This window comes from Pseudomonas sp. R3-18-08 (assembly GCF_003852065.1).
Lineage (GTDB): Bacteria > Pseudomonadota > Gammaproteobacteria > Pseudomonadales > Pseudomonadaceae > Aquipseudomonas.
In genome coordinates this window covers 2,193,861-2,220,410 of the sequence record NZ_CP027729.1, presented here as the reverse complement: position 1 = coordinate 2,220,410, position 26,550 = coordinate 2,193,861, and the positions used below count along the sequence as shown (strand labels likewise).

General features: G+C 60.1%; 27 protein-coding genes and 1 pseudogene. 9 read left to right on the top strand and 19 right to left on the bottom strand.

Going from position 1 to position 26,550, the window contains the following annotated elements; genetic code table 11:
* Positions 1-84: 84 nt before the first annotated feature.
* The 5 genes from C4J92_RS10345 to C4J92_RS10325 form a co-directional block, all read right to left on the bottom strand.
* Entirely contained in the window at positions 85-1,110 is a 1,026-nt protein-coding gene (locus C4J92_RS10345) for an amidohydrolase (RefSeq protein ID WP_124403736.1), read from the bottom strand.
* Positions 1,111-1,131: 21 nt separating this feature from the next.
* Positions 1,132-2,421, bottom strand: a complete 1,290-nt coding sequence (locus tag C4J92_RS10340) for an OprD family porin (protein WP_372238389.1) — start codon at positions 2,419-2,421, stop codon at positions 1,132-1,134.
* A gap of 91 nt (positions 2,422-2,512) precedes the next feature.
* Positions 2,513-3,385, bottom strand: coding sequence for an ABC transporter permease (locus tag C4J92_RS10335; RefSeq protein ID WP_124403734.1), 873 nt, complete (start codon positions 3,383-3,385; stop codon positions 2,513-2,515).
* Positions 3,378-4,190 (bottom strand): ABC transporter ATP-binding protein, encoded by an 813-nt coding sequence (locus C4J92_RS10330; protein ID WP_124403733.1) that lies wholly within the window; start codon positions 4,188-4,190, stop codon positions 3,378-3,380. The genes C4J92_RS10335 and C4J92_RS10330 overlap by 8 nt, the downstream gene beginning before the upstream one ends.
* A gap of 1 nt (position 4,191) precedes the next feature.
* Positions 4,192-5,223 (bottom strand): ABC transporter substrate-binding protein, encoded by a 1,032-nt coding sequence (locus C4J92_RS10325; RefSeq protein ID WP_164487526.1) that lies wholly within the window; start codon positions 5,221-5,223, stop codon positions 4,192-4,194.
* Positions 5,224-5,451: 228 nt separating this feature from the next.
* Here C4J92_RS10325 and C4J92_RS10320 point away from each other — a divergent pair, with 228 nt between their 5' ends.
* The 3 genes and pseudogenes from C4J92_RS10320 to C4J92_RS27440 form a co-directional block, all read left to right on the top strand.
* Positions 5,452-6,372 (top strand): SMP-30/gluconolactonase/LRE family protein, encoded by a 921-nt coding sequence (locus C4J92_RS10320; protein ID WP_124403731.1) that lies wholly within the window; start codon positions 5,452-5,454, stop codon positions 6,370-6,372.
* Positions 6,373-6,416: 44 nt separating this feature from the next.
* Complete coding sequence (locus C4J92_RS27445) at positions 6,417-6,854, top strand: MFS transporter (protein ID WP_256657470.1); 438 nt, start codon at positions 6,417-6,419, stop codon at positions 6,852-6,854.
* Positions 6,760-7,266: pseudogene (locus C4J92_RS27440) on the top strand (MFS transporter); the annotation flags it as partial. The gene C4J92_RS27445 and the pseudogene C4J92_RS27440, both read left to right, overlap by 95 nt.
* 88 nt (positions 7,267-7,354) lie before the next feature.
* Here the strand turns inward: C4J92_RS27440 and C4J92_RS10310 are convergent.
* The 5 genes from C4J92_RS10310 to C4J92_RS10290 are packed head-to-tail and all read right to left on the bottom strand — an operon-like array spanning position 7,355 to position 12,458.
* Positions 7,355-8,635 carry a multidrug effflux MFS transporter gene (locus C4J92_RS10310; protein WP_124362244.1) on the bottom strand — a complete coding sequence of 427 codons (1,281 nt, stop codon included), beginning with the start codon at positions 8,633-8,635 and terminating at the stop codon, positions 7,355-7,357.
* The gene (locus C4J92_RS10305) at positions 8,632-9,477 is read right to left on the bottom strand and encodes an alpha/beta fold hydrolase (protein WP_124362243.1); all 846 of its coding nucleotides are present in this window, start codon (positions 9,475-9,477) and stop codon (positions 8,632-8,634) included. Before C4J92_RS10305 ends, C4J92_RS10310 begins: the two co-directional genes overlap by 4 nt.
* A 34-nt stretch (positions 9,478-9,511) precedes the next feature.
* On the bottom strand, positions 9,512-10,804 hold the full coding sequence (locus C4J92_RS10300; RefSeq protein WP_124362242.1) for an FAD-binding oxidoreductase: 1,293 nt from the start codon (positions 10,802-10,804) through the stop codon (positions 9,512-9,514).
* Positions 10,805-10,862: 58 nt separating this feature from the next.
* A complete protein-coding gene (locus tag C4J92_RS10295; RefSeq protein ID WP_124362241.1) occupies positions 10,863-11,285 on the bottom strand; it encodes a RidA family protein in 423 nt (140 codons plus the stop codon).
* Between the two features lie 33 nt (positions 11,286-11,318).
* Positions 11,319-12,458, bottom strand: a complete 1,140-nt coding sequence (locus C4J92_RS10290; protein WP_124403730.1) for a tyramine oxidase subunit B — start codon at positions 12,456-12,458, stop codon at positions 11,319-11,321.
* Positions 12,459-12,643: 185 nt separating this feature from the next.
* Here C4J92_RS10290 and C4J92_RS10285 point away from each other — a divergent pair, with 185 nt between their 5' ends.
* The 6 genes from C4J92_RS10285 to C4J92_RS10260 all read left to right on the top strand — a co-directional run bounded on the left by C4J92_RS10285 (position 12,644) and on the right by C4J92_RS10260 (position 17,028).
* Entirely contained in the window at positions 12,644-13,471 is an 828-nt protein-coding gene (locus tag C4J92_RS10285) for a helix-turn-helix domain-containing protein (protein ID WP_124365135.1), read from the top strand.
* Between the two features lie 169 nt (positions 13,472-13,640).
* Positions 13,641-14,369, top strand: a complete 729-nt coding sequence (locus C4J92_RS10280) for a response regulator (RefSeq protein WP_124362239.1) — start codon at positions 13,641-13,643, stop codon at positions 14,367-14,369.
* On the top strand, positions 14,366-15,457 hold the full coding sequence (locus C4J92_RS10275; protein WP_124362238.1) for an ATP-binding protein: 1,092 nt from the start codon (positions 14,366-14,368) through the stop codon (positions 15,455-15,457). The genes C4J92_RS10280 and C4J92_RS10275 overlap by 4 nt, the downstream gene beginning before the upstream one ends.
* A gap of 48 nt (positions 15,458-15,505) precedes the next feature.
* Positions 15,506-15,715 carry a hypothetical protein gene (locus tag C4J92_RS10270; RefSeq protein ID WP_124362237.1) on the top strand — a complete coding sequence of 70 codons (210 nt, stop codon included), beginning with the start codon at positions 15,506-15,508 and terminating at the stop codon, positions 15,713-15,715.
* Between the two features lie 42 nt (positions 15,716-15,757).
* Positions 15,758-16,120 (top strand): hypothetical protein, encoded by a 363-nt coding sequence (locus C4J92_RS10265; protein ID WP_124362236.1) that lies wholly within the window; start codon positions 15,758-15,760, stop codon positions 16,118-16,120.
* On the top strand, positions 16,108-17,028 hold the full coding sequence (locus C4J92_RS10260) for an ABC transporter six-transmembrane domain-containing protein (protein WP_124362235.1): 921 nt from the start codon (positions 16,108-16,110) through the stop codon (positions 17,026-17,028). Before C4J92_RS10265 ends, C4J92_RS10260 begins: the two co-directional genes overlap by 13 nt.
* Here C4J92_RS10260 and C4J92_RS10255 read toward each other — a convergent pair.
* From C4J92_RS10255 to C4J92_RS10215, 9 genes are all read right to left on the bottom strand, one after another.
* Entirely contained in the window at positions 17,017-17,958 is a 942-nt protein-coding gene (locus C4J92_RS10255; protein ID WP_124362234.1) for a helix-turn-helix domain-containing protein, read from the bottom strand. The genes C4J92_RS10260 and C4J92_RS10255 overlap by 12 nt on opposite strands.
* A gap of 75 nt (positions 17,959-18,033) precedes the next feature.
* A complete protein-coding gene (locus tag C4J92_RS10250; protein WP_124362233.1) occupies positions 18,034-18,813 on the bottom strand; it encodes a 2-keto-4-pentenoate hydratase in 780 nt (259 codons plus the stop codon).
* The gene (locus C4J92_RS10245; protein WP_124403729.1) at positions 18,810-20,417 is read right to left on the bottom strand and encodes a bifunctional 3-(3-hydroxy-phenyl)propionate/3-hydroxycinnamic acid hydroxylase; all 1,608 of its coding nucleotides are present in this window, start codon (positions 20,415-20,417) and stop codon (positions 18,810-18,812) included. The genes C4J92_RS10250 and C4J92_RS10245 overlap by 4 nt, the downstream gene beginning before the upstream one ends.
* A 60-nt stretch (positions 20,418-20,477) precedes the next feature.
* Positions 20,478-21,080, bottom strand: a complete 603-nt coding sequence (locus C4J92_RS10240) for an amino acid synthesis family protein (protein ID WP_124362231.1) — start codon at positions 21,078-21,080, stop codon at positions 20,478-20,480.
* Positions 21,081-21,095: 15 nt separating this feature from the next.
* Complete coding sequence (locus C4J92_RS10235; protein WP_124362230.1) at positions 21,096-21,563, bottom strand: VOC family protein; 468 nt, start codon at positions 21,561-21,563, stop codon at positions 21,096-21,098.
* An 11-nt stretch (positions 21,564-21,574) separates the two neighbouring features.
* On the bottom strand, positions 21,575-22,615 hold the full coding sequence (locus C4J92_RS10230; protein WP_124362229.1) for a YCF48-related protein: 1,041 nt from the start codon (positions 22,613-22,615) through the stop codon (positions 21,575-21,577).
* A gap of 12 nt (positions 22,616-22,627) precedes the next feature.
* Positions 22,628-23,422, bottom strand: coding sequence for an SDR family NAD(P)-dependent oxidoreductase (locus tag C4J92_RS10225; protein ID WP_124362228.1), 795 nt, complete (start codon positions 23,420-23,422; stop codon positions 22,628-22,630).
* Positions 23,423-23,449: 27 nt separating this feature from the next.
* Positions 23,450-24,940 (bottom strand): aldehyde dehydrogenase family protein, encoded by a 1,491-nt coding sequence (locus tag C4J92_RS10220; protein WP_124362227.1) that lies wholly within the window; start codon positions 24,938-24,940, stop codon positions 23,450-23,452.
* 11 nt (positions 24,941-24,951) lie between these two features.
* The gene (locus tag C4J92_RS10215; RefSeq protein ID WP_124362226.1) at positions 24,952-26,493 is read right to left on the bottom strand and encodes an acetolactate synthase large subunit; all 1,542 of its coding nucleotides are present in this window, start codon (positions 26,491-26,493) and stop codon (positions 24,952-24,954) included.
* Positions 26,494-26,550: the final 57 nt, after the last annotated feature.

The window sequence follows — 26,550 nt, the reverse complement described above, 5'->3', positions numbered from 1 at the left end:
GCGTGGGCCAGGTTGATCTTCGTCATCGGTGCGATGGTGAAGCGTCGCGGACGCATGACCGAGCGTTTAGTTGGAATACCGCCGTCAGTTGCCCTCCCCCAGGTACACCTCGCCAGCCGTTCCACTGAACAACCTGTCCTTCTGGTCGTCAGTGAAGTCGAAAACCACTCGCTTAAAGGCATTCCACAACACAAGGTAGCTGAACATCCCTTTATCCACCGGAAAATTGCTTTCGAACATGCAGCGCTCGACACCGAACGTTTCGATCGCATGCATCAGGTAGGGTCTCCAGAGTTGGGCAAGCTCAGAGGAGCCAGGAGGATCAAGCTGCGCATCCAGATCGAAACCTGCCACTCTCATGCCCAGACCGCCGAGTTTCATCCTTATGTTCGGATACCGCGCCAGCCGCACCAGCATAGAAGCCCAATGAACAAAGACCTCATCCCGTCTTCCAGCATAGGGGCCCGCGCCCAACGGCCCGCCCAAGTGATCCACAACAATGATGAGTTCAGGGAAAGCCTTCGCCAACTCTACGACCTCGTCCAACTGAGTGTGATAAGCCCATACATCGAGGCTGAGACCGTGTCGCGCCAAATGAGCGGCTCCCCGCCGAAACGCCGGCACTTGCAGCAAGCCGGGAGGCGCAGGTTTCGGGTTCGATACAAGCCGCTGATCAGCATGCCAGGCGGTGGTATTGCGTATACCCCGGAATCGATTTCCTGCTCTGTGCCGCATCAGCTCCAGGACTGGCGCGACATCATCACCCAATAAAAGATTTGCACCGCCGACAATGGCTGCACACATGCGTAAATCCCCCATCAGCCCACTCGCACTGTGCGCCGCAACGCCATTGGCGTACTCGACCTCACCCAAAGTCTGAACAGGTTCAGCGTCATCGACGGACAGCATCGAACGACACTGAATGTAAACCGACGCAACCACTCGATGTCCGCCGGTTACATCGGCCAAATAGTCTTCGGCCAAGTATCGCTGCCCAGGTCGTTCCCACAAATGATGGTGCGCATCGACAATAGAACGAGCAGGGTCGAGGATAGGTTCTTGCACCCGCGCAAGCCAATCCGGTCGTACAGGTGCATGGGGAGATTGCATGATCACTCCAGGACTGGACGTTTAGAATAACGGCAGTGTGTAGTTGACGATCAGGCGATTCTGATCACCATTACGCGCGGCCTCGCTGCGCGCCATACCGTTGCGCCAGGCGAACCCGACCCCTTTGAAGGTGCCCGTCTGTACAACATAGTCCAGCGACACGTCTCGCTCCCACTCTGACTGCTCCGCTCCACTTCCGGTTTGAATATGGTCCCCCTTGAGGTACATCACAGAGGCTTTAAGTCCTGGAACACCAGCAGCCGCAAAGTCGTAAGCGTATTGCGCAAATCCGGTGCGCTCACCCGCACGCGTAAAACTGAGCAGCATTTTGTCGGTCCACAGATACAGGCTGCTGCCTCCCGCGCCTTTATCGATGGAACCCTGGTTTATCTGAACGAAATTGCTGTTATCGGATACATCCTGATAGCCCAGCGTTACAGCGTGGCCACCCAGGCGATAGGTGAATGCCGCGCTCCACAAACTGTTATCAACCTCGCCGTCCCCATCCGCCGTGTAGCCACTGGTCACGTAGCCTTGAGAGCGGCCGGCAGCGGTGCCATTGGCCCCGTCGGAGCGAGTACGGAAATAGCGCAGGTCAGTGGCCAGGGAACCCACATCGCCAAGACTCCAACTGTGGTTGAGCCCCAGAAAATTCTGCGTGTAATAGTCCTCGAGCTGCCCGGTGTAGTACTGGAGCGTGAGCGATTTATCAACGCGATAATCGACCCCGGCGAAGTAAAAACGGTTGCTTTGCTGGGTACCCCCACTCACAGCCAGCCCGGTGCGGTCAGTAGGGGCTCGCCCCGTTGCACGATCCAGCGCGCCACCCATCAATGTGAAGTCCTTGAGCTCCCTGGACTGTATCTGTACGCCCTGGAACGTTTGCGGCAACAGACGGCCGTCCGACGCCACAAGGACCGGAATCTTTGGCATCAACTGACCATACCGAAGCTCGGTTTCGCTCATTTTCAACTTGGCCGTCGCGCCAAACCGACTCCACTCATTTACAGCCCCGTCGCCATCGGACGGAATCATCGAACTGCCCGGATGACGCCCACGCCCGCTATCCAATGTAATGCCGAGCATACCCATGGCATCCACACCGAACCCTACAACGCCAGGTGTGTAACCGGAGCGATAGTCAAGCAGAAAGCCCTGGGCCCATTCCTCAATCATGGAAGGCTTGGCCGGTCCGTCCCGGTTGTCGCTGTTGAAGTAAAAGTTACGCATTGACATATCGGCGTGACTATCTCTAAGAAAGTCAGCATGTGCATGCACGCCAACAAGACCCCAACACAAGGCTACCGTCAGTCGAGAGAAGGTGATTACGGTTTTCAAGGCAAATGCTCCCAACGAGCGCCTGGTGGACGCCCGGAGTTAATTATTATGGCGTTATTGTTGATTAGCCCTGCATGCCCCAACGACGCACGGTGAGGACTTCGATACTGCGGAACACCAACCCTTCAACCACTAGGCCGATGACAATCACCATCAGTAAACCCGCGAATACGTTGGGGGTTTCCAATGCATTGCGATGCTGGAAAACATACCAGCCCAACCCGCCTGAATTGCCCGACACACCAAACACCAATTCCGCGGCAATCAGCGTACGCCAGGCAAACGCCCAACCAATCTTCAAGCCTGCAAGGATTGAAGGTACGGCCGCGGGAATCAGAATCCTGAGGACAAGGCCCAGACCACGCAGACCGTAATTTCGCCCAGCCATGCGCTGCGTTTGACTCACCGACTGAAACCCCGAATACGTATTGAGTGAGACGGCCCAGAGAACGGAGTGGACGATCACCAACATCAAGCTTTGAATCCCCAGGCCAAACCACAGCATGGCCAATGGAAGAATGGCGATGGCTGGCAAAGGGTTGAACATGGCCGTCAATGTCGCCAGCACGTCAGTACCCAGCCGAGTCGAGACCGCCAATGTGGTGAGCACAGCAGCCAGCGCAATAGCCAATGCGTAGCTGATCAACAGTACTTTGAGCGAACTGGCCACCGCCAAGGGCAACACCCCACTGGCCAAATCCTGCGCCATTGCGACAGCGGTCTCGCTGAATGTAGGAAACATGAGGGAATTACCCAGGTAGCGTGCATAGACCTCCCAAATCAACGCCAGCACCACCAATACCAGTGATCGTCGCACGCCAGCATTGGCGTAAAGACGCTCCACCAGCCCCAGGCGACGGGCAATATCACCGACCTGTCCGGTTCTGACAGGGGCATACTCGATATCTGGACGTGCTTGAATCACTTGCTTATTCATGAGCAGTCTCGCTGTGACCAAAGAGCATTCGATTGATACGCTGCTGAAATGCCCCGAAGGCTGGCGACCCCTGCTCGGCAAAGCCGAATGCACTTGCGTCGAGCTCGGCACGCACCTGTCCGGGATGCGGGGTCAGCACTAGAATCCGCGAACCCAGCACGATGGCCTCGTCAATGGAATGGGTAACGAACATCAGCGTGAAGGGCGCCTGCTCCCATAACGCCAAGAGTTCCTCCTGCATGCGCCGTCGAGTGAGCGCATCAAGCGCTGCAAACGGCTCGTCCATCAACAAGACGGCGGGCTCCATCGCCAGGGCTCGGGCAATAGCCACACGCTGCTTCATGCCTCCGGAGAGCTGATGCGGGTAGGCATCCTTGAATTTTTCAAGCCCCACCTTTATGGCTGCACGCGTGGCGCGCTCGACAATCTCATTGCGTGGAAAGCGGCCGGATACCCGAAGCGGGAACATGATGTTGTCAAGAACGGTCTTCCATGGCATCAGTTGATCGAACTCTTGAAACACCATCATCCGATCCGGACCGGGTTCGCGCACAACCTGTCCCTCCAGGCAGATCTGCCCGGCGGCGGGCTCGATGAACCCACCCACACTCTTGAGCAGGCTCGACTTACCGCAACCCGACGGTCCCAGCAGCACAAAACGATCATTGCGCTGCACATTAAAAGACACCCCATGAGTAGCCGTGATCAACTGTTCGCGCGTCTTGTACTGCAACGTTACGTTCTCGACGGTGAGCAGCGCGCGGGTCGCGACCTCAGGACGAGAAAGGGATGAGAGAGCCCCCATATCAGCTACCCTCCCCTTCGGATACTGGCGCGAAGAACACCTGTCGCCAGTCACTTGGAGCGGTTTTGAGCGCCCCCGAACGCACCATGAAGTCTGCCAGCGCCATGACGCCGTGAGGTTGCACCGACCACTCGCCACTCACTTGACGCAGCATCGCCTCCACTTGGTCAACTGAAAGACTTGAAGACTCACTGGCTAAAAACAGTTCTGCGGCCTTACGCGGCTCTTTACGGATGTAATCGTTGGCCTCGCTGATGGCGGCCACTACCGCAGCGCTAAGCTCTGGGTTTTTCTTGACGAAACGCCCGGTGCTGGTCAGCACGCCACTGGTCATTTGCAGGTTCAGTTCGGTGGAAAAGTCGAAAAGCTTGCTGACACGCGGGTCCTGGGAAAGCTGATAGCTATAAGGGTTTGGCCCGATGTAAGCCTTGACCCCTGTTCTATTAAGCAAGCTCGAGGTCGCATCGGGATGCGGCAGACTTACCATGAGGTTGTCCAATCGGTGCACCCCATCGGGGCCGAATTGGCGCTCCGCAGCCATTTGCAGCAACAGTGCCTGCTGACCGCTTGGAGAGCTGACCGCGATCTTGTCGTCGGGCTTGAAGTCCGCAATGGACTTGATAGAAGGATCATTGACGAAAAGACCGTTGTCACCCGCCACAAGGCCACAGAGCACGCGGACATCCAGTGAAGTACGGGTCTTGCTCCAAGCCACCAGAGTCCCTGAAAGGCCATAACCTCCGATGTCCACATTGCCGCTGAGCAAGGCATCATTGATAGCTGGCGAACCGCTGATGCGTTTGATTTCAAAGGTGGTTTGCGCTTGACCATGGGCTTTGGCATGGGCCTGGAACATACCCAGCTTGTCGGCGACCGTGACCGGGAGGTAGGCATAGCCGTACTGGATGGCGAGCGTGACTTTATCCTGCTCGGTTTGAGCGCATGCGGGGCCAGCTAAAAGCGCGCAAGTGATGGAGGCGAAGCAAGCGGATAACGCAGGGCGACAACCCTTTTTCCGGAACGAACGGAGCATACGGACGACCTCATTATTTTTGTTTTTTTGAAATGCCATTTCTTTTTATATGGCACACAAAGCGAACTCGTCGTCAAGCTCGTGGATTTACCTGATCTAAATTCTATTTTTTAGACATAGACAGATCGCCTTTCGTCAGAAATTGTTTTATTTTGAAACGACATTGCATTAAACAAGATTAATAACAATTCATGGGCGACCACGCCCATCCCGCCGCCAGGAGCGAAAATGAGTTTTTTTGCCGCCCCACCGACCCTCCAGACCAGCGTGTTCACGCGTCTGCCGGACCACTTTCGCAACGCACGTCCCTCGGCCTGGGCGAATGCCAACCGCCAAGGTCGAGCAATAGATTCGTTTCTGGAAGGGCCGTCGTTTGATCGAGAAGGTCGCCTGTATGTGACCGATATCCCCAACGGGCGCATCTTCAGGGTTTCCCCTCTCGGCGAATGGGAACTGGTATGCACTTATGACGGGTGGCCGAACGGCCTGAAAATCCACCAGGACGGGCGCATCTTCATCACGGATTACAAGCACGGGATCATGGTGCTCGATCCGACAACCGGCGATATTCAGCCATTTCTGGCGTCGGCGGGGTCCGAAGGGTTCAAGGGCGTGAATGACCTCGTCTTCGCGCCGAATGGTGACCTGTACTTCACCGATCAAGGCCAAACCGGCCTGCAGGATGCGAGCGGTCGGGTTTACAAACTCGACATCAATGGCAACCTGACTTGCCTGCTCAATACCGTCCCGAGCCCCAACGGCATCGTCTACGACCCCAACCTGAATCACCTGCTGATTGCAGTCACTCGCGCCCAACAGATTTGGCGTATCCCGCTTGGCAACGGATCAATCGTTGGCAAGGTCGGGGGCTTCGCCCAGTTGCACGGAGGCCTCGGCGGCCCCGATGGGCTGGCGCTTGATGCAGAAAGCAATCTCTACATTGCGCACACGGGCTTCGGTTCCGTCTGGAAACTTTCGAAAGTGGCAGAACCGCTGCAACGCATCGTTTCTTGCGCGGGCATCAGCAATACCAACCTGGCGTTTGGTGGCGAGGACGGTCAGACGCTGTTCATTGTCGAGTCCGAAACCGGGAGCATTCTGCAAGTCGAAACCGCCGCACCCGGATTGCCGATGTACTCCCATGCCTGAATCCGCAGTGCAGTTCACACAACAACTATAAGAGACGTGACAACATGACTTACGACAATCAGAGCAACTCTGCGCCGCTTGATGACGCCGAGGGTGAGCGCCTGATGCGCCGCATCCTGTGGCGCGTCGTTCCGTTCATTTTTATCTGCTATGTCATCAGCTATCTCGACCGCACAAACGTAGGGTTCGCGGCGATCAGCATGAACAAGGATCTAGGGCTGACCGCAACGATGTTTGGATGGGCCGCCGGTCTATTCTTCTTTGGCTATTTCATTTTTGAAATCCCCAGCAACCTCCTGATGCAACGCTTTGGCGCGCGGATATGGATTGCTCGCATCATGATTACCTGGGGCCTCATTTCCATGGCTACGGTTCGCTACCGGCCCAATCAGCTTCAGCATTGCACGCTTCCTGCTGGGGGTTGCCGAGGCCGGATTCACCCCAGGGGTTTATCTGTACTTCACCTACTGGTTCCCGGGTAAGTGGCGCGCCAAGGCGACCGCCGCATTCCTGCTCGGCATACCAGTGGCGAACATCGTCGGTTCACCGCTGTCGGGTTGGTTGCTCGAACAACACGGCGTTTTGGGGTTACAGAACTGGCAGCTACTGCTCATTACCGAAGCGCTGCCCGCTGTACTTCTGGGCATCGCGTGCCTCTTTTTGCTGGTAGACACTCCCTTGAAGGCTCGGTGGTTATCGGATCGCGAAAAAACCTGGCTCAACAATCGCCTGTCTGAAGAGCAAAAAGCAATTGGCGCCTCCCATGGCAACACGTTGCGGGCAGCCCTGACCAATCCGAAAGTATTCACGCTCGCGGCCATTAACTTCTGCTGCATCGTGGGCTCGGTCGGTATCGGTATCTGGCTCCCGCAAATCATCAAAAGCCTGGGCATCTCCAGTGGAGCTCTGGGTTTTGTCGTCGCCCTGCCCTACGTGGTAGGCGCAATCGCTGGCAGCTGCAAGGCCGTCGGACACCGCGTTGTCATTCACCAACGGGACGTGCGCGGTGTTGATGAGCAACGCACCGGGTTTCGTCCGTGCAATCTCGGCAATAACGATCAGATAACGGGTATGCGGCGTCAGCAGGCATCGCCGGCGCGCACCGCGCAATGCCGTATGCCAAAAGGCAGCCAAGCCCGCAACAGCCCACCACCAGGCACATCGGCCATGGCGTGCCGTCCGCTATGCGGCTGACCCACAGGCTCGCCAGCCCCCCGAAGGCGAACTGCATTGAGATCCCCAGTGCGACGCTTGCCCCCGCCTGCGTCGGGAACATATTCATCAGGCTTGCCGTGCAATTGGCCCCCAGCAACCCGGTGACACCCATGTACAGCATTAGGCACAACACGATACTGGTCAGGCCGACCCACTGCGTGTATCCCGCGACCATTAACGCTAGCCCCGCTCCACCCGCCACAACTGCGCCAAACCCCAGCATACGTGGTGGCCCCAGGCGATTGACCCAGTGGGCATTGATAAAGCTCACCATGATGATGCCTAAAATATTTAGGCCAAACAGCGCACTGAACGTGCGCGGCGACACACCGAAGTACTCCACGTACACAAAGGGCGAAGCGGTGATAAAGGCGAACACACCGCCAAACGTCAGTGACATACATAGGATCAATGCCACTGCCCGGGGTTGACGGAGAATACTCGGATAGGCCGCAAACGCCGCTTTCACAGAGGTGCTTCGAGCCTGCGGCGACAGGCTCTCTTCTAAGCCCACGCTGACCATCAGCAGGCACAGCCCACATAGTAGGAATAGCACGGCGAATATGGTGCGCCAACCATCGATCAGTACCAGCCAGGTGCCGACCATTGGTGCGACCAGCGTCGCCATCATCGTCAGCATTTGCATCCAGGACAGCACCTTCGCGGCCTGCGCCAGGCCGTACAGATCTCTGGCCACAGTCCTGGCCAGCACCATTGCACCGGCCCCGCCAAGCGCCTGGATAAAGCGCCAGGCGATGAGTTGCTCGATGTTTGCAGCAAACAGGCAACCCAGCGTCGCCAGACCGTACAGCACCAGGCTTCCCAGCAGCAACGGGCGCCGCCCATAGCGGTCCGACAGCGGACCATAAAACAACATGCCCAGGCACAAGCCAGCGAGGAAAATGCTAATCGTATATTGCACGTGAGCAGTGCTGCTCGACAGTTCAACAGCAATCCGCGGCAGGCTGGGCAGGTAGGTATCGATAGAAAAAGGCACGAAGGCCGTCAGCGAGGCCAGCAGAGCAACCAAGCGCAAAGTGGGCTTCATTCGGAGCGCGCAAGGCTTGCAAGAAAGTCTGCAACTAGCGCATTGAATACAGCACCTTGATCGTCGTGAACATAGTGACTGGCGTCGGCGACCTCCACCGTCCGCACGTGCGAGTTGCTGGCCCTCATCGCCTGCAGCGCCGTGGGGGGCAGAAAGTCCGAGCAGCTGCCGCGAATGAACAAGCTTGGGCAATCCAGCGCGCGCACCGCTGGCCACAAATCCGTCGGTTCGATACTCAGCCGTGCCTCGGCGATCCCCTGCTGATCATGGCGCCAGGCAATCACGCCGTCACACTTTTGCATCGAATATGTCAGCCTCGACGCTAGGCCCTGCTCCGATAAGCCCGGGCGTGAAGCCTTCCAGAATGCGCGGGCCGCCTCCCAACTGTCGAAGTGCAACGGCGTCTGGCCCATCTCGCGGCGAATACGCGCAGCGCCATCGCCTTGGCTTGAGGAGCCGGGGCCAATGTCCTCGATGATTAAGCCATCCAAACGACCCGGATGTTGCCGCGCATACTCGAGAGCGTTAGCCCCACCCAATGAGTGCCCCAGCAAGACAAAACGCTGCAGATCCACATGGGCGATCAGGTCCTCAAGATCCTCAACATAAGACTGCGTGTGGTAGCTCGCGGCCGGGGCCCAGTCACTCAGCCCGCGACCGCGCTGGTCGAGGGCGTAGATGCAATAACCACCCCCCAACGCCTCGACCAACGACTCCCAGGTCTGTGCATAGGCGCGCAAGCCATGCAACAGCACCAGCGGCACGCCGCTCGGGTCGCCCCAACGTAAAAAATGCAAACGCAAGCCGGCGCGATTGGTGAAAAAGCGGCTGTCTGGGGACATGATTTTGCTCCGTGAGTGCAGGGCCTGGATCGACTTAGAAACGATCGAAGCGATAAGGGCTGGGATCGATGATGGGCGCGTGCCCGCTGACAATATCCGCCGCCAGGTGACCCGCCGCCGGTGAAGTACCAAAGCCGTGCCCGGAAAAACCGGTGGCCACGGTCAGGCCGGGAATTTGCGCGACCGGGCCTATTACCGGGTTGGAATCCGGGGTCACATCGATGGTGCCTGCCCAGGCTTGAGCGATCCGGGCTTGCTCGAATACCGGCCAGGCCGCCTTGAGGTTGTTCATCGCATCATTGTTCAGCCGCGGGTTGGCGGCGGGGTCTTGCGTGCGTACACGCTCGAACGGGCTGATGCTGTCGGCCGACCAACGCCGGGGCAGCGCCAGGTCGTTGAAAAAATACTTGCCCAGCGACACGTTCAACACGCTGCGCTGCGCACGAAATTGCGGCATGTATTGCTTGGCAAGCAACAGGTGATCGAGGGTCAGGAAGGCGTCCAGCTTGCCACGCTGGGTAATGATGAAGCCGCCGTCCTTGTGTTTGCGAAACGAAAAGTCCGGCGCGCCCACGGCAATTTCAGTAGGGCCCTGCATCGGATGGGTACGCAACACCGAGCAGGTCAAGGCCAGCGTCGGCAAGGACACACCGAGGTTGCCCAAAAAACGCCGCGACCACATACCGCCGGCGAGCAATACCTGATCGCAGCGGATCTCGCCTTTTTCAGTAACCACGCCACTGACTTTGCCGGCAGACATCTGCAGCGTACGCACCGCACATTGCTCGATGATCACCACGCCCAGGGCCATGGCCGCCTTGGCAATCGCACTGCTGGCCAGGGTCGGCTCCGCACGCGCGTCGGACGGCGTGTAGATCCCGCCGGCCCAGTCGCCCTCGCCGCCCGGCACCAATTGTTCGATCTCGCGTTTGCTCAGCAATCGAGAATCAAGGGACAGATGCTCGACCGACTTGAGCCAACCTTCATGCATGGCCATTTGCGTGTCGTTGCGGGCGACAAACATGATGCCTTCTTGCCGATAGCCCACATCCGCGCCCACCCGCTCGGGCATTTGCGCCCACAAGCGGTCTGCGGCCAGTGCCAGCGGTATATCGTGCGCGTGCCGGCTGGTCTTGCGCACCCAGCCCAGGTTTCGCGAGGACTGCTCGCCGGCAATACGGCCTTTTTCCAGCACCACCACCGGAATATTGCGTTCGGCCAGCGTCAGTGCAGCCGTCAAGCCGATGATGCCGCCGCCGATAATGACGACGCAGGTCGCAGTGGGAAACACGGTGGACGTATCCACGGGCGCAATCGTCGGGGCCATGATCAAGACTCGATAAGCAATTAAGGTCAGCCGCGCACGCGCACAGCCACGTAACGGGTTACTGCGACAGGCGAATGACGTCGACTTGCGCCTTGGAAGCGTTGCGATAAGCCGTCACTTCCAATTCCACCTTGTAGACCGTCGAGCCCAGCGGCGGGCACGTAACGGTGCTGGCCGGATCGACGCCGCGAAACTTCTCGCCGATCAAGGCCATCACCGCCGGCACATCCTTGGGGTCTTGGATGAACACGCGCGAGCACACCACATCGGCCAGGCTGGCATCGACGGCGGCCAGCGCGGTTTCGATGTTGGCGAAGACCTGGTGCGCCTGCTCGAGGACGTCTTCCGGGATCAATTTGGTTTGAGGGTTACGGCCGGCGGTGTTGGAAACATAGATCCAGTTGTCCACCACCACCAGGCGCGAATAGCTGGCTTGGTCTTCAAACGGGGAACCGGTCTTGAGCTTGATGATTTTTGTCATGTCGAAGGTCTCTTCAGTTGTATAGGAAATGGCTCAGCGCAGCTCCGGGGTTTCCCACAGATTCAGTTTCACGCCGATGCCTCTTTCGATTGCATTGCGGTACACCACGGTGCCCCAGGCCACGTCTTCCACGGGCATGCCGCCGACCGACATGATGATGATTTCTTCATCGTTCCTGCGCCCTGGGGCATCGCCGGCAATGATCTTGCCGATGTCTTCAAGCTGTTCGGGTTGCATCGTGCCTTCGGCGATCATGTCCATGAAACGCACCCCGATCACCGGCACGCAGTGGTGGGCAGGCTTGGGCAATTCTTCGAACCAGGCTTCGTAGAGGCCGGTGTTGTCCAGCACCTTGCGCACGTCGGCACGCTCCATCCCTTCATCCAGGGAGCAGGATGCCGGCATCGCCATGAAGGCCCCCGGTTTGACCCACTCGCGTTTAACGATTGGGTAGATTGAGGGGTCGCCCGTCTTACCGGAGCTACAATAAGTAACAAGGTCGGAATCACGGACCACTTCTTCGAGGCTATCGACCACTTTAATCGTGGTTACCTGGGGGTAGGTTTCCTTCACCCAGGCGATAAAATCGTTCAGGCTTTTCTCGCCTCGGCCCTTGATCTTTAACGTATCGATTTGCGGGCAAACGGCGATGAATGCGGCGAGCGTGGTCTTGCCCATCACACCCGGGCCGAGCAGACCGACCACCGTTGAATCCTTGCGGGCCAGGTGCCGCGCGCCCACGCCGGGGATCGCGCCGGTGCGATAGGCCGACAGCAGGTTGGCGGACATATGCGCCAGCGGCGCGCCGGTGTCGGGGTCGTTGAGGGTGAACATCAGAATCGAGCGGGGCAGGCCTTTTTCGCGGTTGGCAATATTGGAGCCGTACCATTTGACGCCCGCAGTGCAGAAATTGCCGCCCAGGTAGGCCGGCATCGCCATCATGCGCCGGTCAGCGGTGGGCTTGGGCATGTTCGGGAACGGCGAATCCTTCGGGAATATCACAATGGCGCCGTGGGAATCATTGTTCGGCCCGGCCATGCGATAGTCGCCGCTATACAGCAGGCCGAACATCTCTTCCATGGTGTTCACACAGGCGAGCATGTCGGTCACGCCAGCGCGGATCATGTCCTGCTCGGACAGGTAGATGAAGTCTATTTTTTTAGTAATGGACATAATTATTCTCGGACTGGAGGTAATATCGCTGCGGTAGGCGCTGCTCCCACGCTATCGGCCTTGAGTATCAGCGGGCGAATTTCGGCGGTATTGTAAATTTCGGACATCACGGTGCATTCCGCGCGCACGTACTGGCGCGATAAATGCGTGATTATTCCCGGATGTCTCCACTTGAAGGTGCTATGATGGTCAACCTGTGCGCGCCGACGCTGCGGCACCACACCGCGTACGAACAACCCTGGTTCGTGCTCAACTCATCGCGGTATTCGGTAGTGCCTTCCGATCACCCGGCGATTTCGCATTTCTATGCCTTTGACGTTGCCGACTCGGCCGACCTGCTGGCGGTCCCGGATGGCTGTGTGGACATCGTGTTCGACTGTGATGCCACGCGCCCCAGCGTGAGGATTTGTGGCACGCCGTTGGAGGCGCAGCGGGTCCAGTTGCTGCAGGGTCATCATTACTTCGGCGTGCGCTTTTCGCCGGGGGTGATTCCGGGTTTCATCAACGTCTTGGCCGAGGACCTGACCGAACAGGAATGGGACCTGCTGGAAGTGTCTGCATTTGCCCAGCGCATTTTCGAGAGCATCGTCCAGGCCCCGCAGTTGCAGGAGCAAATGAAGCTGTTCAACGACTACCTGATCCCGCGCTTGATGGGCAGGACCTCAAAGCTGACGGCCATGGTCATTCAACAGGCGCTCGCCCACCGCGGCGACCTGCGCATCCAACAGCTTGAACACCTCAGTGGCTACACCAGCCGTAGCATTCATCGCCAGTTCAGCCAGGACACTGGCCTGTCACCCAAGACCTTCTGCCGGATCATCCGCTGCCAGGCGGCTCTGGAAACCCTGAATACCCAGCACGATGTATCGTTTTCGGAACTCGCCCTGGACCTGGGCTTTTCCGATCAGTCGCACTTCCTGCGCGACTTCAAGAAACTGGTCAGTACAACGCCCTGCGAATACCAACGCACAATGCTGCGAAACGCCTATAACGAGCGCATCAGCTTCGCCTGAAACCCCGCCCTCCCTTCCCTCGCCGGGAAATTAAGTTTCGGTCTCCATCATTTCTCCATAAACCCTACGCTGAACGTGCATGCTGATGAGGCATCATCCAATCCGTTGCTGAAAAACTGCGCACCGTTGCAGCATTGAGCCACGGCATAGCACATCGACCGAGCAGACCATGACTGAATCATCCCTTGCATCGAGCGCCAACCAGGCGCTGATCCTGATCGCCGAAGACGAGCCGGAGATTGCCGATATCCTCGCGGCCTATCTCAAGCGCGCCGGCTTTAAAACCGTGCATGCGCAGGACGGGCGGCGCGCGCTTGAGCTGCATCAGGCGCTCAAGCCCGATCTGGTGCTGCTCGATGTGCTGATGCCGAAGCTGGACGGCTGGATGGTGCTGGCGGAAGTTCGTCATCGCGGCAACACGCCGGTGATCATGCTGACGGCCCAGGATCAGGACATGGACAAGCTCATGGGGCTGCGCATAGGCGCCGATGACTACATCGTCAAACCCTTCAACCCGGCGGAGGTCATCGCCAGGGTCCAGGCAGTACTGCGCCGATGCGCCGATCAGGGACATGGCAGCGGCCACAGTGTGCTGCGCGTCGGCCCATTCGAGATCGACATCGACAACCATGAGGTAAGCGTGCGCATCGGCACGCAAAAACAGCCGTTGCAACTGACGGTGACCGAATTCAGGTTGCTCGCGCAGTTGGCAAAGTCGCCGCGTCGAGTGTTCAGCCGCGCCGAACTGCTGGTGCTCTGCTCACCTGAGAGCGACAGCCTGGAGCGTACGGTCGACAGCCATATCAGCAAATTGCGCCGCAAGATCGAAGACCTCGGCATGCGCGGCGTGCCGGCCAGCATCCGGGGCGTCGGCTACCGGTTCGGGAGCCAGGCATGAACGTCAGCAACAGCATGAGCCGGCAGATCATCTTGTCGATGACCGCCGTGGTGCTGTGTGTAATCGCACTCGCGGTCGTCGGCACCTATGTGTTCTATGCATTGCTTTGGACCCTGTCGCCCCCGACGCAGCTGGAGCTGGAGGCGGATGAATGGTTGCCCAGTGGCGTAGAATGGGCCTGGATGAGCTTGATTACCTGCGTCAGCCTGGGCGTCGGCGTGGCGGTGGCCGTCAAATTGTCCCGACGCATTCTCATGCCGCTGAACTCGGTGGCGGCCAGTCTGCGCAGCCTGGCCGACGGCGACCTGGATGCACGGGCAGTGGCGCCAGACGTTTCTCCGGGCGAAGCTGCCCGCCTGGTGAATGACTTCAATAGCATGGCGAACCGATTGAAACGCATGGCCGAAGAACAAGCCTTCTGGAACGCCGCGATTGCCCATGAACTGCGCACCCCGCTGACCATCCTGCGCGGCCGTCTGCAAGGCCTGGCCGAGGGTGTATTCAAGCCTGACACTTCGCAGTTCTATAGTCTCCTCAGCCAGGTCGAAGGGTTGACGCGCCTGGTTGAAGATCTGCGCGTGGTGGGCATGGGGGATAACGGCTACCTGAAGCTGGAAATCAAGCATGTCGAGCTGGCCGACGCGCTGGAGGCCGAAGCGCGGTTGTTCGAACCCAGCCTGAACAGTGCCGGTTTCGTCCTGCTGCTGGACCTGCGCAAGGGCCCCGTGCACTGCGATCCCGCCCGCATCCGCCAGGCCTTGCTGGCACTGCTGGACAACATCCGCCGGCATGCCACGCCGGGCAACGTCAGCGTTCAGCTCGGCAGTGACGAGCGCGGCAATTTCCTGAGGGTCGCGGATGAGGGTCCGGGTGTCGACGAGCCGTTCGCCGCCCTTATTTTCGATGCGTTTCAGCGTGGCGACAGTTCGCGTTCCCGCGCCCAGGGCGGCAGTGGCCTGGGCCTGGCCGTGGTGCGTTCGATCGCGCTGGCCCATGGCGGCGCCGTGGCCTGTCGAACACTTGTAAATGGCGGCACTTTATTTGAACTCAGTTGGCCAACGGCAACCCTTTTGAATATCGAACCCTGACAACCTTGAAGCGAAGTTTGCTCTATTAACACCCACCAAGGTGATGGCATGCGTCTCCGTATCTCTTTATTCAAAAGAGCAATTAAATATCGCCACTTTGCCTTACTGGACCTACAAGGACGTTGTATCGCATTCATGAGTTGCGAAGAAATCCCCAACAGAGGTGAATGGATGGAAGTCGAAGCAGTCAATCTCGCCTGGCTCAATCAAACGCTGCCAGGCCTTGAACGCCGGGCAGCGATCAGCCACACCGTGTAATGCCTGGCACCCTTGTTTAACGTTCCAACGTGGATAACTGTTATGCCGACACTGCATTCAGCGCGGATGCCTATCGCCCTTAAACAACTGGAAGCGTCACTGACGCTCTACACATTCAAACTCAAAAAGGTGCAGCGCTTCTGTATTCCCCTGCAAAAGTACGCGCCTTCTTGTGTCTTGGCCCTGTGGCTGTTGGGCGTATGTGCATCGCTGATAACCCAATCCTATTATCACTGGCTGCTGACAGCGCCGACCATCTGCATCCTGATCACCCTGGAAATCATCATCGAAGAAGTCCAGATCGATCTGTTGTTGATGACCGACGAAGCGCGTCATCGGCTCGGCATCTCCCGCGACTTTCATCAACGCGCAACGCGCGACACAGGTGCACCATGGCATCCGTAACACCGCCGATTCTGCTCGAAGAAAGTAAAAAACTGGGACAGCAATCTGCCAGCCAGACCCTCAAGGCCATCGCCAGGGCCTATCCCGGTAAATTGTTCGGCACCTTATCGTTGGTCGCACTGGAAAATGCGCTGCTGCTGGCCTACCCGCTGTTCGCCGGGTTTGCCGTGGACTCGATCATCCGCGGCGATGCCGCCAGTGCATTGTGGTATGCCGCCGTGGTATTGGGCTTCTGGGTGGTTGGCGCGGCGCGGCGGGCGCTGGATACGCGCACCTTTACGCGCATCTACGCCGACCTTGCGGTACCGGTAATTCTCAACCAGCGCCTGCAACGCCACAGCACCTCCAAGGCGGCGGCGCGGGTGGTGCTGGCGCGCGACTTCGTCGACTTTTTTGAAAAGCACGTGCCGACAATCGCCACCGCGCTGGTGTCGATCGTCGGGGCGGCGGGCATGCTGTTGGTGATCGAGCCCTGGGTCGGCCTGGCCTGTCTGCTGGCGTTGCTGCTATGCGTCACGCTCATGCCGGGCTTCGCGCGGCGCAACCAACGCTTGCATGAGCGCTTGAACAATCGGCTGGAAAAGGAAATCGGCCTGGTGGAAACGGTCGGGGCGCATACCTTGCACCGCCACTATCAGGTGCTGTCGCGGCTGCGCATCGGGCTATCGGACCGTGAAGCAGTGGCGTTCCTGTCCATTGGCATTCTGGCGGCGCTGCTGTTCGTGGTCGCGATCACCCAACTGGCCTTGGCGCCAGCGGTGAAAGCCGGGCATATCTACGCGGTGATGACCTACCTGTGGACCTTCGTCAGTTGCCTGGATGAAGCGCCTTCGATGATCGACCAACTGGCGCGGCTCAAGGACATCGGCAAGCGGGTGGACCCAGGCCTGGCGGATTCAGCGCGGTGACCTGCGCGTTTCCGACGGCGATTCGCCGAACAGCTCGCGGTAATGCGTGGCGAAATGGCTCAGGTGAAAAAAACCCATGGCCACGGCGATTTCACCGACGTTTTTCTTGCTCGGGCAGGTTGCGATCAGGCGTCGCCTGACCGCGTTGAGACGCAAATTGCGCAAGTACTCTACTGGCCGCATACCGGTCACTGCCTGAAAACTGTTCTGCAGGGTTCTGCGACTGACGCGCAACTGCTCGCAAAGGTCCAGGATGCTCAGCGGGGTATCGCCACTAGCAATGATCAATTCCTGGCTGCGTCTGACCAAATAGGCGCTGACCGCGAAATTGCCACGCCGGCCACGCACTTCGTCGCCTGCGTGGGTGAACAGATCGAGGAACGCACCGAGCAGCTCATCTTCCAGGATTTTTTCCGACGCCGGGCTGATGGCGTCCGCGTGTTCCAGAAAGTGACGAAACAATAGGTGAATGCGCTGACGAATGCGCAGCAGTGACGGTTCATCCACGTTAAGCGCGGGCACGCTGGTCAAACGCTTGAGCTGATCATTGGATAACTCGAAAGCCGCCAGTTTGGCGAAACGCACGGCATCGACGTTGAATGCAAAAAAATGCGTGCCTTGCGGCGCATGCAGCACGAACTCTTCGGCATCACGCAGCAGCACCACGCTTTGCGCGCTTACCCGTTGCCCCTGGACCACCGGAGGGTTGCCCAGTGACATGGCTGCGCACAAGCGGCCCTGGGGCGAACGGCCATGCTGCACCACCCGCTTGTCCAGCACCTCCTGGAAGATCTGGAAGCGATCACCGGTCAGTTGCCGCAGCTCACTGGTCAGGCAGCCGCGACCGAGCTGGTCATAGACCTGCTGCCAACCCTGGATCGAGCCGGCGTGCTGTTGAGAGTCATTGAAGGTTCGGACTTCAGCGAGCATATTCGTCATTCCTCGGCGGCCGGGTTCTTGCTTTTGGCCTGAAGGTGGCTCAGTCATCCGTGACATCGGTTGGCGTTACACAGGCGCAACGTCCGCCTGGAAAACCAAAGCCAGTTCCGTGCCAAGCATGTGCAGATGATAAGTGCCTGGGTGAATATCCATCGGCGCCAGTAGCGCACCGGAAAGCACCACCTGCCCGGCCTCTACGCGATGACCATCGGCCAGCAAGCGCCGCACCAGCCAGCACAGGTTGAACAGGGGGCTGTCTTCTCGGTCCTGGGTATCGCCGCTGCCCAGATACACACCCTCATGCTCCAAGTGATACGCCACGCACGCATGCCGGACAGGATCGAACGGCACAGGCTGCCCTACACAGTACAGTGCCGCGGCGGCGTTATCGGCCAGGAACGCGCCAAGCCCGAAATGCCAGCCCTGCCAGCGACAGTCGGCGATCTCGAACGCCGGCGCCACCTCGGCGATGGCCGCCAGAATCTCCTCATCCCCGTAGTCGCCCGCTACCAGCGTGCGCCCGAACACAAACGCCAGTTCGACCTCAAGCTTGGGCTGAATCAACCGCTCAAATGACACCGTGCTGCCCGGCTCGACCTCCATGACCGCCGTGAGGCCGCCATACACCGGCTCGTCGAGGCCAAAGCGCGCTTGCGCCGCGCGGCCTGCAAAGGCGACCTTCCAACCGCTCAGCCGCTCGCCGCCGGCCTGGCGCCGTGCCAGCCCCTGAAGCTGCAGACCGTAGCCTTCCAGCCGGTCCAGCGCCTCGGGCGGCAACGGTGCAATGGGCTGGGCGGTGCGCCAGGCCTCGTACAGTTGGCCGAGCAGTGCGTTGGCGCCACTCATGAAAGTTGCTCCGCCAGTTTGCGCAGTACGCCATCAAGCCGCTCCGGAGTGGTAATCGCCGCGACAAATCGGTCCGGACGCACCACCACGATGCAGTCACGCACCTTGGAGAACCATTCGCCCAGGCGGTTATCCACGTCCTCCACACTCACGGCGTCGCTGGCCGTCAACGGCTGGTTTCGGCCCACGCCGCTGCGCGACCGGTTGACCTGGATGAAACAGGTGCCCCAACGTGCCCAATAATCCGCCATCGGTTCGCTGAGGTGCTCGCGCGGATTCACGCGGTAACCCAGCACGGCATAGCTGTTGCCGAGGACTTCGTCCAGGCGCCGGCGCTGACCTTGCGCATCTTCGATATTCGGTTGGATGAACAGTTGCCCGACTAGATCATCCTCACGCAATTCGGCCCGCTCGTGATAGACCAGCCCTTTGGTGATGGTCGCCTTGGGTTTGAACTTGAACTCCAGCAAGTGCGAACGCAGGTTGTCGACGCTGTTGACTGCCTGGAACAGCCAGTCGCGCACGCCTGCCATCAGCGGGTTGGTCAAGCCAAGGACGGCGCCCATATTGTCGGCCAGGGCTACCAGTTCAGTGGCGTGACCACGGCGTTCCTGGTCGTAACTGGCCAGGATCGAGGGCGCCGCACGCCCCTGGATAATCGCCGCGAGCTTCCAGGCCACGTTGGCCACATCGCGCAGGCCGGAATTAAGGCCTTGCCCGGCCCAGGGCGGAGAAATATGCGCCGCATCACCCACCAGCGCCACACGCCCTTCGACAAAGCGCGCCGCGACGCGCGAGTGGTGGGTATAGGCACGAATGCGAATGACATTGAGGTCGTTTACGGCATCGCCGATATGCCCGTGGATCAGCTTGCGAATCGTTGCCTCTTCGCACATTTTCGCTTCGTCCTCGCCCTCCATCAGCATGAATTCCCAGCGCCGCTGCTGGTACGGCAAATAGATGCACACGAAAGGCCGCTGCGGATCGGCATGCAACGCGGTGTAGGGTGCGTCCAGCGTGTCGTTGGCTGTATCGACCACCACCCATTTGCGTGGATGGGTCAGCCCCAGCAGTTCGATACCGAGTTTTTTACGCACCGTGGAGCGACCGCCGTCGGCACCGATCACATAGTCGGCTTGAAGCTGGTAGGTCTCGCCGTCGGCACCGCGCACCTGCAGGGTCACGCCCTGATCGTCCTGCGCAAGTTCGAGCAGTTCGTGGCCCTGGCGCAACTCGACGCTGGCGCGCTGCCCGAGATGCTCACGCAAGGTGCCTTCGAGCAGTTGCTGCATGAAAATATTGCGCATCGGCCAGCCGTAGTGGGCAGCACTTGGCTTGACCTCGGCGAAACACACGCCGCGCGCGTTGTAGTAGCGCAGCGGCACATCGCAAATCATGTCGCGTACCGCCAGTTCGGCGATACCGATGCCCTGCAACACACGCAATGCCTCATCGTCCATGCCCACGGCACGGGGATAAGGCAGGATGCCGTCGGCCAGTTCAAGGACGATGCAGTCGATACCGTACATTCCCATATAGTGCGCGGCCGTGATGCCATTGGGGCCACCGCCCACGATGACAACCTGGGTCTTCTCCTGCTTCATCGCTATTCACCGCTTTCTTGTTGTGGTTTTGATCCAATACTGCTTGATGCTGCGCCTTTATCAGTGCAGCCCGTCAATACCTTTTACATCCTCGGCCTTCAGGCCGCCCAACCGCGCATGCAAACGGCCGCGGGTGGCGAACGCCCAAATCACCACTACCTCATCAGCCGAAGGGCCGTCACCGAACGTCAGGGAGAAGCTGTCGTAATGCGAACGCACGTACAGCGCGTCTTTGTGGGCCAGCGGTACGTCGATGGTCGAACCCGGCCCGCCGCGTTTGCCGGTCGAGGGCACCCACGACTTGCCACCGCCCAGGGCGACGCGGATCGGATCGGCGGCCGGGTTGGTGAGGAACGCGTTGCCGTGCTCGTATTCTCCCGCGCTGCCCACCAGGATGGCCTTGCCATAGCTGACAATTTCATGTGCGCCGGCCAATGCCTTGATGCGCCGGCCGAACTCTTCGCCCAGCAGCGGCGACGGCTCAGTCAATTGCGAGAGGTCCTCGCTGTAGCGCCCGGCATAAGGGTTGGCGATCACGGCAGCCACGGCGTATTTGAACAGCGGCTCGCCATCGGCCAGTTGGCCACTTTCGTTGGCCAGGGTTTCTTCGATGAAGCTGTACCATTTGCGGATGTGATAGCTGGCAAAATTCGCGGTTTTCATCAGGTGAACCTCGGTTCAAATCGGGTCAAGGGGGTCAAGGGGGTCAAGCGTGATGTTGCGACTCGGCGCACGGGCGGCCTTGAAGCGGGCCTTGCCGCACGCATCGTCATGCTCTGTCTCGAGAAAGAATTCCATGCGATTGCAATCGGGGTCGTTGAAATACAGGCCGTTGCCGATTTCATGATCGGTAATTTTCACCACCTCCACCCCCTTCTTCAGCAACATGCCGTAGAGCTGGCGCAAGGTGGTCATGTCACCTTCGATTTCCAATCCGTAGTGCTGCAGGCCCAGGCCGCCCTGATGGGCGCCCGGTTCTGCACGAATCAAGGCGATGTCGTGATGTTTGGTGCCAAACGCCATCATGACCCAGCTTTCGCCCCGGGCACTTTCGTGCATGCCCAGGATGTCGGCATACCAGCGCGCCGACACATCAGGATCACTCACAAATAGCGATAAGTGAGTCCGAAGGATTTTGACTTTCATCACCGATTTCCTCAGTTTTTCTTGACGATGGATTGATGCCCGGCCTTGATCTGCGCCACGGCAGGCGTCCAGAGCACATCCGCGATCTCACTGAATTCACGCCAGTGCTTCTGCCAGCCGTCCCCGCCATTGTCAGAAGTGAACAAGTGCCCATACTTGGTGCCCGCCACGATCTGGCGCGGGTTGGCCGGGTTGAAGGCAATGGCCCAGACGCAGGAGTTGGGTTGCTGCGGCAGCGGCAATACCTCCCAACTGAGGGCGGCGTTACGGGAAATCAGGATTTTGCTGGTGGTGCCGGGAGTGCCGTCGGAAATGCTCAGGTACAGCGTGTCCTCGGTGCCCGGCGGCGCGTTCATGGCGCGTATGTAGTACAGGCCGAACGCTTCCCGGCCAACAATGCCGGTCCAGGTCAAGCCTTCATCAAGGCTGCGGTAGACCGCGTTGACGCACACCACCACGATGACTTTTTCGCCATGGTTGGGCAGCACCAGGATGTTGTGGATATCCGAGTTGAAGTCCCACAGCAGGCGGTCATCAACCCGAGTCCAGCTGTCGCCACCGTCGCGGGAATGGAACAGCCCACCCTCCTCCAGGCCGAACCACACCTGATTGCGGTCGGTGGGGTCGTAGGCGAAGGCCAGCAAACGTGGGCGACTGACGCCGTCGCAGAATTCCGGGATCTCCACCGGCGCGCGATCCCAGCTCAGGCCGCCGTCCAGGGTGCGCCACAGCACAGCGCGCGAGGGCGCACCGGTACCGACAAAGATCCGCTGGGCATCCTGCGGGTCCACCGCGACCTTCCACACCGTCTCGCCGTTGAACGGCGAATCGACGCGCTGCCAGTGCCCACCGGTGTCGTGGCTGACACACAAGCCCACGTCGGTGCCGGCATAGATTCGCTCGGGCGTGTCGGGATGCACGCTCAAGGAGCGGGTGATCGCGTCGAATTCCAGGTCTTGCCCCAGGCCCAGACGATGCCAGGTCTTGCCATCGTCGGCACTGCGAATCACCGCCTGCCCGACGGTGGCGACTAAAAGGGTTCCGTTACTCATCTCTGATACTCCTCAGATATAGATGCCACGGGTCAAACCACCGTCGATGCCGATGGACTCACCGGTTACCGCGCCAGCCTTCGGCGACGCCAGGAAGCCGATCAGCCAGCCCATTTCGATCGGTGCCAGGGTGCGGCGAATCGGCGTCGCGTCGATGTAGGCCTGTTCAACCTGTTCCGCGGTCTTGCCTTGCTTGACCGCTTCGCGCTCGTACAGCTCCTGGATATGCGGGGTATCCACCACGCCGGGGTGAATCAGGTTGACCGTGATGCCCGACGGACCGAGCTGGTCGGACAGGGTTTTGGTCATGTGGGCAATCGCCAGGTTGCGCATGCCCGAGAGCACTTTGCTGCTGCGCCCGGTGAGCCCGCCGATGTTGATGATGCGACCGAAGCCGGCAGCCTTCATGTGCGGGGTCACGGCCTTGGCGCAACGGAAGTAGCCGATCACCTTGGTGTTGAGGTCCGACAGCAACTCCTCGTCGCCGGCGTGCTCGATGTCATTGCGTACCACACCAGACGGCGCGGCAGCACCGTTGACGAGGATGTCGATGCGGCCGAAATGCTTGTACGCCGCATCGACCATCTCCGACACGGCCTTCATGTCATTGGTGTCACAGAACAGCGGCAGCACTTCATTACCGGTCTGTGCCGTGATCTCTTCGGCAGCCAGTTGCAGGAACGCCATGCGCCGCGCGCAGATCACCACCTTGCAACCTTCCTCGGACAGAAAACGTGCGACTTCCTTGCCGATGCCCATGCCGCCGCCGGTCACAATTGCCACACGGCCTTTCAATTCCAGATCCATTGCCATTTCCTCTTGTGATTGTTCGATTCAGGCGAGATCGACGAAGACGCTTTTGGTCTCGGTGTAGGCGTCGATCACGTTCTTGCCCATTTCCCGGCCCCAGCCGGATTGCTTGTAGCCGCCGAACGGCGAGGCCGGATCGACCACGTTCCAACAATTGATCCATACCGAGCCGGCCTTGAGCTGCGCGGCCACGCGGTGCGCCGAGCGCAGGTCGCGGGTCCACAGGCCGGCGGCAAGGCCATAGGGCGAGTCGTTGGCGCGCAGCACCAGTTCGTCGATTTCGGTCCAGGCCATCACGGTCAGCACCGGGCCGAAGATTTCTTCGCGGGCCACGCAGGCGCGCTCGGCGCGGTCCAAAAACACGCTCGGAGCAATGAAGTGACCACGCTCCAGGTGTTCGGGACGGCCGCCGCCGCAGATCAGTTCGGCGCCCTCTTCCTGGCCCCGCTGGAGGTAACCCTTGACGGTGTTCAATTGCCGCGCGGACACCAGCGGGCCCATGCTGCTGGCCGGGTCCAGGCCATCGCCGAGTACGTGGGCGGCGGCATGACGCTGCAGTTCTTCGAGCACCTGATCAAGCACACTGGCATGCACATACAGGCGTGAACCGGCCGTGCACACCTGGCCCTGGTTGTAGAAAATCCCATCGGCGGCGCCCTTGGCGGCGCGCACGATGTCGGCGTCGGGCAAGATGATGTTCGGCGATTTGCCGCCCAGCTCCAGGGACACCTTTTTCATGTTGCCGGTGGCGGCCTGGGCGATCAGCCGACCGACCTGGGTCGAGCCGGTGAAGGCGATCTTGTCGACGTCCGGGTGCTGCGCCAGTGGCGCGCCGGTGTCGACGCCCAGGCCGGTGATCAGGTTGACCACGCCCGCCGGGAAGCCTGCCGCTTCAATCAGTTGCACCAGACGAATCGCCACCAGCGGCGTCTGCTCGGCGGGCTTGAGCACCGCCACGCAACCGGTGGCCAGCGCCGGACCGAGCTTCCACACGCACATGGTCAACGGGAAGTTCCACGGCACGATCAGCGCACACACGCCCACCGGCTCGCGCAGGGTGTAGTTGAGCATCGGCGCGCCGCTGGCCGGCGAGACGGGCAGCGTGCTGCCTTCGATCTTGGTGGGCCAGCCGGCGAAGTAGCGAATGATGTTCGCCGCGCTGGCCGCTTCACCGCGCGCATTGGCGATCGGCTTGCCGTTCTCCAGGGTGATCAGTTGCGCCAGCTCCTCGCGGTGCTGGTCCAACAGATCGGCGAGGCGAAACAGCAACAAACCGCGCTGCGCCGGTGACTGCAAGGCCCAGGCGCCGGTGAAGGCTGCGCGGGCAGCTGCCACGGCCGCATTCACATCGCGCTCATCGCCCTGGGCGACTTCAGTCAGGGTCTGTTCAGTGGCCGGATTTTCCACGGCAAAGCGACGACCGCCGGCGGCGTCCTGCCAGGTACCGCCGATAAACAGGCGGCCGGGCTGGTCCAGGAACGCCTGGACGGCAGGCAATAATTGGAGCAGGTTCATGGTCGACTCCTTCACAGCGCCATTTCGATCAGGCAAGGCCCGGCATTGGCGGCGGCGTTGGCCAGCGCCCGTTGCAATTCGGCGTTGGTGTGTACGGTGCAGGACGGCACGCCATACCCTTTGGCCAGGGCCTTCCAATCGATACGCGGACTGTCGAGTACGGTCAGCTTTAGCGCCTGCGGGTCGAGCTCGGTCATGCCGAAACGGCGCAGTTCGTTCTGCAGGATCGCGTAGCGGTGGTTGGCGGCAATCAGGATCACCACCGGCAATTGCTCGCGGGCGATGCTCCACAGGGTCTGAATGGTGTACTGGGCGCTGCCGTCCGATTGCAGGCAAAACACCCGGTTGCCAGGCTCGGCCAGTGCGGCGCCAAAACCCACCGGAATGCCCTGGCCGATGGCGCCACCGGTATTGGTCAATACACGGTGCCGCGCGGCACGGGCAGAAGCGGTGAAAAACGGATAGCCGCAGGTGCCGCCCTCCACCGAGACAATGCAGTCGTCCGGCAGCGCGGCGGCCAACACTTGCCCCACCGACTGCGGGCTCAAAGCCGCCTCGCCCGGCGGCAGCTGGATGTCCTGCGGCGTCGGTACATAGGCCGGCGCATCCAGCGCATCGGCCAGCGCGGTCAGCGCCCCGGCCACATCGTCGCCCACTTCGGCCAGCGACAGCAGACGCTCACGCTCAGCCAACCGTGACGGAATACCTTCGTAGCCGAAATAACTGATGGGCTCCACGACACCGGCGCACACAACCTTGTCGTATTGCTCGAGGATCTCAATTGCCACTTCCGGGAAATACGGCAAGCGATCCAGGTCGGGCAAGCCGCCGCCGCGGTAGCTCAGGCGCGGGAAAGTCTCGGCAAACATCCGCACGCCGGGCAGTTGCGCCAGGCGCCCCGCCGCTTCCAGGCCGGCCACTGACAAGCCTTGGTCACCGACGATGAAGACCAGGCGCTGGCCATCGCGCAGCGCCTGGGCCACGGCTTCGATACGGTCGCCGGCAAAGCGCCGGACCGGCGCACGTAGCGGGCTGAACTGCCCATTGTGGGTCGCCGTATTGGATTGCAGGTCCATGGGCAGGATCAAGCTGGCGATCTGGCCTTTGGCTTGCCAGGCGGCGCGCATGGCTTCCTGCAAGTCCTCGCCCACACCGGACGCGGTGCGCGAGGTGCGTACCCAACCGGAAACAGTACCGGCCAGGGCCTGGATGTCGCTGGCCAAAGGCGGGTCGTAATTGACGTGCCATGACGCGTGGTCGCCGATCACATTGACGATGGGCGTGTTGGCGCGCCGTGCGTTGTGCAGGTTGGCGATGCCGTTGGCAAAGCCCGGGCCCAGGTGCGTCAGGGTCATTGCCGGTTTGCCGGCGATACGACCGTAACCGTCCGCCGCGCCGGTGCACACCCCTTCGAACAACGACAACACCGGCTTGAGGGCGGGTGCACTGGCCATGGCGGCCACCAGCGGAATCTCGGTGGTTCCCGGGTTGGCGAAGCAGTATTCGATACCACTTGCCGCTGCCGCATTCACTATTAGTTGTGCGCCATTCATTGTCAGCCCTCTCACTTGAGCGTTTTCTTTGATGAGATTTATCACATATAAAGACAC